This is a genomic window from Nostoc sp. DedSLP04, assembly GCF_034530775.1.
Classification (GTDB): domain Bacteria; phylum Cyanobacteriota; class Cyanobacteriia; order Cyanobacteriales; family Nostocaceae; genus Nostoc.
This window is the reverse complement of record NZ_JAVRCL010000119.1, coordinates 1-8,064: the sequence shown is the minus strand read 5'-3', so window position 1 is coordinate 8,064 and position 8,064 is coordinate 1. Positions and strand designations below refer to the sequence as shown.

The window sequence follows — 8,064 nt, the reverse complement described above, 5'->3', positions numbered from 1 at the left end:
ATTAACTCAGCCCTGCTGGGTCGTTTTGCATAGCTTAGTCTAAACTCCAGTTATCAACCTTATTGTGAATATCTGAAATCCACCCAGATCCCCAGCAAACAAGACATTACAGCAGGAATTCGTACCGCTTTAATTCGTTATACGCTGTCCAAGTGGGGATTTCCCTTACCAACACGGAAGAAACTGACTCAAGAGGATGTAAACGCTGGATTAGATTTCATGAAACAGGTGCCGATATCGGAGATGCCTAATGTAATGGGATACCAGAGTGAAGTTTTTGTTTCTTTAGGTGTAGCAGGAAGTGCAAGTGCCCGAAATTACCGGATGCATCTAAAAAAGATGCTCTCTTGGTGCAGTAGCCAATCTTGGTGGAAAATAGTTGCCAAAACAGATGCTGCAAAATATTGCCCTCCCATCCGTCAAAAAAGAGGCCGAGTCGGCGATCATTTCCGGGTTACAGACAAAAAGCTTACATCTAGTTGCCCTAACTATGCTTATGGATTAAAAGAACACGAAATCTCAGATATATTAAAACAAGAATTCGAGAATTTTCTAAGTTTTCAGATAGCAATTGTAGGCAATCGTAAACGTCAAGACGCTCCTTTAAGAAAGCGGAGCGCTATCGCTCATGTTAACAACTGTAAACGTTTATTAGGATGGTTATTCCGTTATCAGGATATACCTCTAAACCAATTAAGTTTAAAAATCCTTGTTCCTACTAGCTGTTTATCTGAAAATGGACAGCGAGATGAAGAAGCTATCGATTATATTATGGATTTTGTTGATGAACATTTACAATGGCTCAGGGAAACTCGTGGAGCTTCCCCTAATACCGAATTAAAAGTGGTGGAATCATTAGTTGCTGTTGCTAAATACTTGTATCACAAGGAATCTAAATCTCAATCTCGTGAACAAGTAGCTAACAAACGTGTTGGATATAAGGATATACCAATAATTGAAGAGTTGCGGCAATTAGAGTGCGAAATCATGGCAAGAGTCAATGTCACACCACGTTGCGCTGATGAATCCAAAAAATGGCTTGATTGGTTAACATTTAAAGCTTGTGTACAGCGTTTGCAAGAAGAATGCGCTCCAAAAGATAAATACGGTAAGCAACGCTCTTTACGGGCTATCGCTCAAAGTCATCAAGTCGCTTTAATTTGTATGTTTTTGAGTGCCTTCCCAGATAGATCCAGAACTATACAACAGTTAGAGTTTGGAAGAACTTTAATAAATCGCGACGAGAAATGGTTTGTTGAACATACAGCAGAGGATTTTAAAACAGGAGATACTTATTGTAAAAATGGACAGAAACGAATTGTAGAACTCCCACCAAGTTTATATCCCTTATTGTCAGAATGGTTATCAAAATGGCGAGGGGTTTTCAATCCAAACCACCCCTATGTATTTACCCAATTGAATGGAAAACCGCTAACAGATGGCTCTTTATACAACTATTTTCGGAAACGAATATATCGTCTGACAGGAAAAGCTTTCACTCCTCACATGGTAAGAGATTCGATTGTGACATATCTCAAACTTTCTGGAACATCGGACTCGGTACTAGCTGCGTTGGCGGAACTGATGGCCCACGGTCAAAAGATGCAGCGCCAGATTTATGACCGCCGGACTCCAGAGCAAAAAGTAGCTCCAGCTTTATCAGCATTGCAGTCTTTGCCTACGGGTACTTTACCACCACCGCCACCGTTGACTGTTAAGCCCCCAAAGTGAAACCTGGGGAGGAGATGTGCTGAAAGTAGTTATCCTACTGCTAACTCTACTGTGTCTAGATTACTCTCGGCTTTCTGATTTCTGGCAAATGAATCTGCAACTAAGTGCAAGACTTCTGCTTGTTCTTCTGGCGGTGCTTGAGCAATCAGCGATCGCAAATAAGAAAGTAAAGGATTCCCGATCTCTTAACGAAAACATTTTATTATTTGGCTCTCTCCAAGCTTGCAATCGTCAAACAATATAGGTATCTCTAATAAAACTTTACATTTTTTTTTGAAGTTCGCCTTGCATTTCGACTGCTGATACAGATATAATTGCAGTAGAAAATTAAAATCAAAAAAACCAAAATTAAATATCAACCCGAAGCCGGGGGCATGAGTCCCCGGTTTGTTTTTTAAGTGAACAAAAATCCTCAATTTAATTAAATTGATTGAGGATTGAAGCGTCATAAATACCTGTGACAAATATTTAGGAAAGTTGAAAAATTAGAAATGTTGGTTTAGTTCTAATCATCATGGTTTTAAAGATTTTAATTCGCAAATAATTCAATGTAAAAAGGTAAATACTATGGAAAACCCTAACAGATGGTTAATTATAGGGATATGAGTAGCATTCGCGCAGAAAACTGGGTTAAGAGATATTACATGAGTAAGACAAAAATTTTTAGAATCTGAAACCTTTATTTTATCGTTGAGTAGTGACTCGATAATAAGTTTAAGTCAAGGGGTCAAATGAGCAGTGATTCCGAAAGTTACGCTAAGGAATTAATGGGCTGTTTTCAATACTGCGATCGCCACGGATGAAACTGTACCAATTGAAGTCTATGAAATTTAGGAGCTTTAAAGCCTTGCTGTGCCGTATTAAATTGTTGCACCAAATAGCCTATAGGTTAATTGGTACATCGAGAATTGCCAAAAATATCGATTTGCAGAATACATATCTAGTAAGGGTTACAGCCTTAGCGTAACTTTCTGTACGATTGCTGATACTGTTGGCGAATGTAATACGTGTTTGTATTTTAAAGTATTACCTAAGCTCAAACCTTCAATCTGTGGTTGTAGCTTTTAGTTGTAATACGTTTGTTTAGGCTCCTGTAATACTTTTGCCAACAGCATCGATTGTTCATTTACCCCCGTCAATGACCTTAGTTATCGAGAAAATCTTAGCGAATACGGCTTTTAAGCTTAACCCGGTTTTCTGTTCCAATGATACTTATACCCCTTATACTAGAGGCATTATAGCTTAGAAGCGTGGAAGATAATAAGCGTGTTAATGTGGAAACTGTTAGTACAACTTATATCAAGAGATGGTAAAATAGGCAGCAACTTATATCTAGCTGGCAAGCTTGCTAGGCAACTAAGATGTATATCTATCAGCCTTTTGGATCATGAAGTTGAATTGTAAATTGAAGGAATTATGTGAGGCACAAGGAATTACCCAAACACAACTATCACGCGATACCGGGCTAGCCCCTAGCACTGTCGGAAAGCTTTACAGGAACACAGTTGTACGCATTGATGAGAATACAATTCTGACTTTATGTAAGTATTTTGAATTGAAAGGAATCGAAGAGTTATTGCAAATTGAAAGAGAAGCAGGAGATTAACTTGCTGCATTTCTCTTGAAATTCAACGAAATTGCACGAAGCCTTTTCAAAACCAACTCAGTGCTTCTGGTATCTGCTCCCAGGTTCGTTAATTTTCTCAAACCTCCCTGATCAGGGTGTGTTGACCCAAGTTTGACCCTTATTTTTGATGATCGGCTGCCATTTTGAAGTTATAGGAGTCTCTACCGATGTATTGTGCAACACATGATTTAAACAGTGTGAGTTTTGTAAAGTTATATTTTTTGGAGGTTCAAATCAAATTATTTTAAAATATTACTCTTAAACTCTAAAAGACCTTACTTAATAGCAATTGCAGGCTGTAACCCTTATGAATTGTGGTATATTGAATTTCATTTTTAAAGGGTAAAGCCAAAAAAAGCTGGCATTCTTATTAGAAACTATGCTATCTTTTGATCGATTAAAGTAATTTTAAAAACTTAAGGCAATGGCAAAATCAAGAGCCACGTTGAAGGACAGGACAACCAGTTTTCGCTTGCCAGATTGGGAGATAGGAGTTCCTGAAATTGCCAAAAAACTCAATATTACCCAAAGTGAATTAATTCGTAGGGCAATACGTGAATATGCCCTAGCGAAAGGTCTAATTCTTTAATAGTTAAGCAATCTATATATAAAAAAGATTGCTCCTCTCATTGCCTGTACCACCAGGCGAGAAAAGCAAACAATCAAAAATGATTAATATTTTTTCTAAATCAATGCTACCACATTGATTACTATTCTGTAAGGCTTAAGTTTGCAATTTTTTCGTTCTGGTACAGGCTACAAACCCTCACTTCAATAGGTTGTAGTCATGACAGATACATTCGCCTCAATCGCCTCTTTCGACATTCGCAACTTCCAAGACCAGCTAGAGCCAGCCAAGGAGAAGGGTAAATTTATCTGTCCCGTTTGCGGTGGGCATAACTTGTCGATAGTCCCAGAAACCGGGGAGTATACCTGCTTCAACGGCTGCCCTTGCCCGGAAGTCAGGGAGGCAATAAACCCTTGGGCTAAAGTGCCGGCAGAGAGAAAGGGCAATAATTACACCCCCTCGGCAAACAGAAAGCCAGTCAAACTTAAGACGGTCAAACCCGAACCAACCCAAATCCCGCATGACTCAAACTTAGTGATGCTGCCGGAGCCAGCGACCAATATTCCCCAACCTCAAAAATTAAGGAGTAAGCGAAAAGGCATCCCCGGAAACGCAACCGAAACAACCTATCAATACTCGCCAACTCAATGGATCGACCGTTACGAATGGGCAGACATCAGTAAAGAAAAAGGTTACGACAAGAGTTTTCGGCAATGGCATAGACTCCCCGACGGCACACCAGAGATGAAAAAGGGTGATAAAACTTGGGGGGCATATCGTATTGATGAAGCGATCGCCGCCGCCAAATCAGTAAATGGAACCCCGGCACTACTCCAGCATGAAGGTGAGGGATGCGTAGAAGTTGGTCGAGAGCATGGGATTGCTGGATTTACCTTCCAAGGTAGTGCCTGGGACAAAAAATCAATCCTGCCAGAATACCAACTTCTCAAGAATTCAGGCATAGGATTAATCGTTTTCCTGCATGACCCCGACGACACTGGGCTAAAGAAACTCAAGACCTGCCAAGAGTGCGCCGCCGAAGTTGGAATCGCATTAATAGGGATTAACCCTCACGACATCTGCCCTGGACTACCATATAAATCATCCGATATTAAGGAAGTCTTAGGGCAGATGGATGTAATAGAGTTTATCCACAAGCTAGAAAAGGAGATTCATGCAGCCGTAGCAGCGCGATCACAACAGGCAGAAGAAATTAACGCTGACGATGATCCAGTTGTCAGCTTCATTCAAATTGCTTTCAAAACTCTCTATGGGGATAAGAGTTGGATTTGTGCTGCGGATAAACTCTACTGGCATACTGGCAACCACTATAAACACTCCCCAGACTCTAGAGAAACTAAGCGAATAACTGACTTCTGTAACTCTTTTGCAGTTGAAAATGAGCAAGGTAAAAAATCCTATCCTTACACCTCGCCCAGTTCGGTCAAGAAGGTTTTGGAATGGGCAAAAATGCGAACGGCAATTGAGGCAGAACTAATTAATCCTCCTGGGGTAAATTGCACCAATGGAATAGTCAGGGTTGAGTGGGAAGGCAGGGATTTTACAATAAGATTAGACCCGCATACGCCCCAGGACTACTTCATTTATGAACCGTTAATTGAATATGACCCTAATGCTGACGATACATATTGTGAGCAACTTTTAGCTTGTCTAGACAAACCACAGCAAGAAATATTTATCAGAAATGTTGCTGCATCCCTTGACCTTCAAACTGTTAGAAAATTCAGAGGGAGAGAGGTAAAAGCAATGTTTGCGATTGGGCTTGGCTCTAATGGTAAAGATGCCCTGCGCGAGTGTGTATCAACGATTTACGGGAAGAACGGACTAACTTCTGTGTCCTTGGGTGAATTTCAATCCTATGACGAAGGCAGGAAGTTCGGGCTAGCCCCACTTATATATAGTCGAGTTAATTGGGCTTCTGAGAACCCACAAACAAGCAGAATTGATAGACTTCAAAGTTTAAAATTGTTTATTACTGGAGATACATTGCATTGCGAACACAAAGGGAAAGACCATATAGAATTCTCTTCTAGCGCAATAGGTATTTTTAACTTAAACGAAACTCCCGCTTTTCAAGGCGTAATACAAGCAATCAAGGATAGGATTGCAATTCTAGAATTCAAGAAAACCTTTGTAGATAATCCTGACCCAAACAATTTAAACGAGATAAAAGGCGACCCCCGATTTCGCTATGACCCAGAGTTTATTAGGACAAAATTAGCCCCCGCATTCCTAAATAGAATGCTGAAAGCTCTCAACAACCTTATAGAGGAAGGCATTGATTACGAATGCACAACCGACGCTTTCCGCAACCTTCAGAGAGAGAATAATCATCTTTTTGACTTCATTGAAGATGAAAAACTGGGTTATGTCGAAGGTGGGGAGATGTCAGCGAGTGCTTTGTGGATGCTCTTAGAAAACTGGTACAAGCAAAACGGGACGCTGACCATAGATGAGGGCAACCGTAGGACATGGATTGACCAAGTACGACCCAGTGACAAGAACGTGAAGGGCATCAACCAAATCATCGCTCGAATCGCTCAACTCTTCCCGAAGGCAGTCAGGGCAACTCAGTACTGTGATGTTCGCAAAAAACAAATTCCAATACTGAAAGGCATTGGCATTTTGGAAGTTACCCGCCCCACTTTAGAGGAAACCCGCCCCATACCCGCCCCACTACCCGCCCCAGAAACCCAGCCACAGCAAGCAACCCGCCCCACCCGCCCCACTTTTTCTAATTCTGGAGAAAACATTGAAAAGGAAGATATGAAAATTGATTTACTTTCTCCTCCAATGAAAAAAGAGGAATATACAACCCAAACTGGGGCGGGTGGGGCGGAAGTCTTACAAGACAAGGAAAACTGGGGCGGTAGCTGGGGCGAAACTGGGGCGGGTAGCTCCCAAACTGGGGCGGGTGAGTTAGAGGTTGAGGAGATTGAACTACTAGATAAGCCAATCTCGCTCTTGCAGGCTGAGAGTGAAGGCGATGATATCAATTTATATGTTGGGCATCTAGTAGAAGTGCGATCACACAGTGGCGTTGTCAGGTTCACAGGTGAAATGGTCAGCTATGACAAAGTGCATGGGACTATTACTGTGGTGACTGAGGAAGGCAACCGAGATGTCTATCTCAGAGAAGCGTTTGTAATTGGTTAAGTTAGGTTCTTAACAATGTGCCACTTAATAATCTGCCTCTGAGCGGTGTTGCAAGTGATAAATCCTATATAGTACTTATGTACTTAAAAATGGATAGAAATGTTATGACCTCAAACATTCCTTTGTTACCAAACAAGCTGTACAAAATCACTAATACAGAAGGTGAATCATTAAGCGATTGTTTTTACATTGGCGAGACTGATATATCTTATATTTTTCATTCTGCTGCTATTCTCGGAGCAGAAATAAAAATCCCAAAAACGGCAATGCCGGGGGTAGTTATTACAAACTGATTTCTACTGAGTGAATAGGCGCGATCGCGTATCCAGAGACATTACCCAAACGCGATCGCAGTTTTAAGTTTTAAGTTTTAAGTTTTGTAAACTCTTACGTCAGTTAAAATATTGATGCTACTGGCGAGTTTTATACTGTCGCAGTTTGGCGAGATTCAAAACAGCTTATCAATATACTCTTGTAGGTCAGTACGTTTAACCCGCCAACCCTTACCTGTAGCAACCTGCAATACTAATCGCTTAAACCTGCAATCATGACATTTACAAACCAGGATTATTTGCAACTATAGTTGCGCTTGAGCCAGGATTATGGGTCTTGTCCACTTTTGGTGATCCTGTTTGGGGATAATCTCAATTGAGCGATCGCAAAAAATGAATTTTTTTAGTCAATAGCGATAGAACGAACGCCTCAGTAGTTGAGAATGGTGTCAACAAATCAGTAAAAGCTAGAATGGAGATGAAAAGCCTAAACTTCTTGTGTACTCTAGCTTTTAGGTAATAAAACGAAAAATAGTTGAGAATCACACACTCAGAGTCGAATATGGGTCAAAAGGCTATAGAAGGCATCACCGTGCCAATTGGCATCACCGTGCCAATTTGGGAAAATCGTACGCTAAGGAATTGAGACTAACCTGAATGCTATGAAAATACCTTGTTTTGAGCAAACG

6 protein-coding genes are annotated in these 8,064 nt (G+C 40.8%); 5 read left to right on the top strand and 1 reads right to left on the bottom strand.

The genetic code is table 11. The features are described from left to right. Positions 1-219 precede the first annotated feature (219 nt). Positions 220-1,731 carry a site-specific integrase gene (locus RMX89_RS34120; RefSeq protein ID WP_322692102.1) on the top strand — a complete coding sequence of 504 codons (1,512 nt, stop codon included), beginning with the start codon at positions 220-222 and terminating at the stop codon, positions 1,729-1,731. 29 nt (positions 1,732-1,760) lie between these two features. Here RMX89_RS34120 and RMX89_RS34115 read toward each other — a convergent pair whose 3' ends face one another. Next, positions 1,761-1,889, bottom strand: coding sequence for a hypothetical protein (locus RMX89_RS34115; RefSeq protein ID WP_322692101.1), 129 nt, complete (start codon positions 1,887-1,889; stop codon positions 1,761-1,763). A gap of 1,229 nt (positions 1,890-3,118) precedes the next feature. On the opposite strand from RMX89_RS34115, the gene RMX89_RS34110 reads away from it, so the two are divergent. The 4 genes from RMX89_RS34110 to RMX89_RS34095 all read left to right on the top strand — a co-directional run bounded on the left by RMX89_RS34110 (position 3,119) and on the right by RMX89_RS34095 (position 7,396). Continuing rightward, positions 3,119-3,337 (top strand): helix-turn-helix transcriptional regulator, encoded by a 219-nt coding sequence (locus RMX89_RS34110; RefSeq protein WP_322692100.1) that lies wholly within the window; start codon positions 3,119-3,121, stop codon positions 3,335-3,337. A 445-nt stretch (positions 3,338-3,782) separates the two neighbouring features. Then, complete coding sequence (locus tag RMX89_RS34105; protein ID WP_322692099.1) at positions 3,783-3,947, top strand: ribbon-helix-helix protein, CopG family; 165 nt, start codon at positions 3,783-3,785, stop codon at positions 3,945-3,947. 198 nt (positions 3,948-4,145) lie between these two features. Further along, on the top strand, positions 4,146-7,103 hold the full coding sequence (locus tag RMX89_RS34100; protein WP_322692098.1) for a DUF5906 domain-containing protein: 2,958 nt from the start codon (positions 4,146-4,148) through the stop codon (positions 7,101-7,103). Between the two features lie 17 nt (positions 7,104-7,120). After that, positions 7,121-7,396, top strand: coding sequence for a hypothetical protein (locus RMX89_RS34095; protein WP_322692097.1), 276 nt, complete (start codon positions 7,121-7,123; stop codon positions 7,394-7,396). The last annotated feature ends 668 nt before the right edge of the window (positions 7,397-8,064 follow it).

Excerpts from the sequence above, each read along its gene's own strand:
- RMX89_RS34100 (WP_322692098.1), top strand. The coding sequence starts at position 4,146 with ATGACAGATACATTCGCCTCAATCGCCTCTTTCGACATTCGCAACTTC.
- RMX89_RS34120 (WP_322692102.1), top strand. The coding sequence starts at position 220 with ATGAAACAGGTGCCGATATCGGAGATGCCTAATGTAATGGGATACCAG.
- RMX89_RS34105 (WP_322692099.1), top strand. The coding sequence starts at position 3,783 with ATGGCAAAATCAAGAGCCACGTTGAAGGACAGGACAACCAGTTTTCGC.
- RMX89_RS34110 (WP_322692100.1), top strand. The coding sequence starts at position 3,119 with ATGAAGTTGAATTGTAAATTGAAGGAATTATGTGAGGCACAAGGAATT.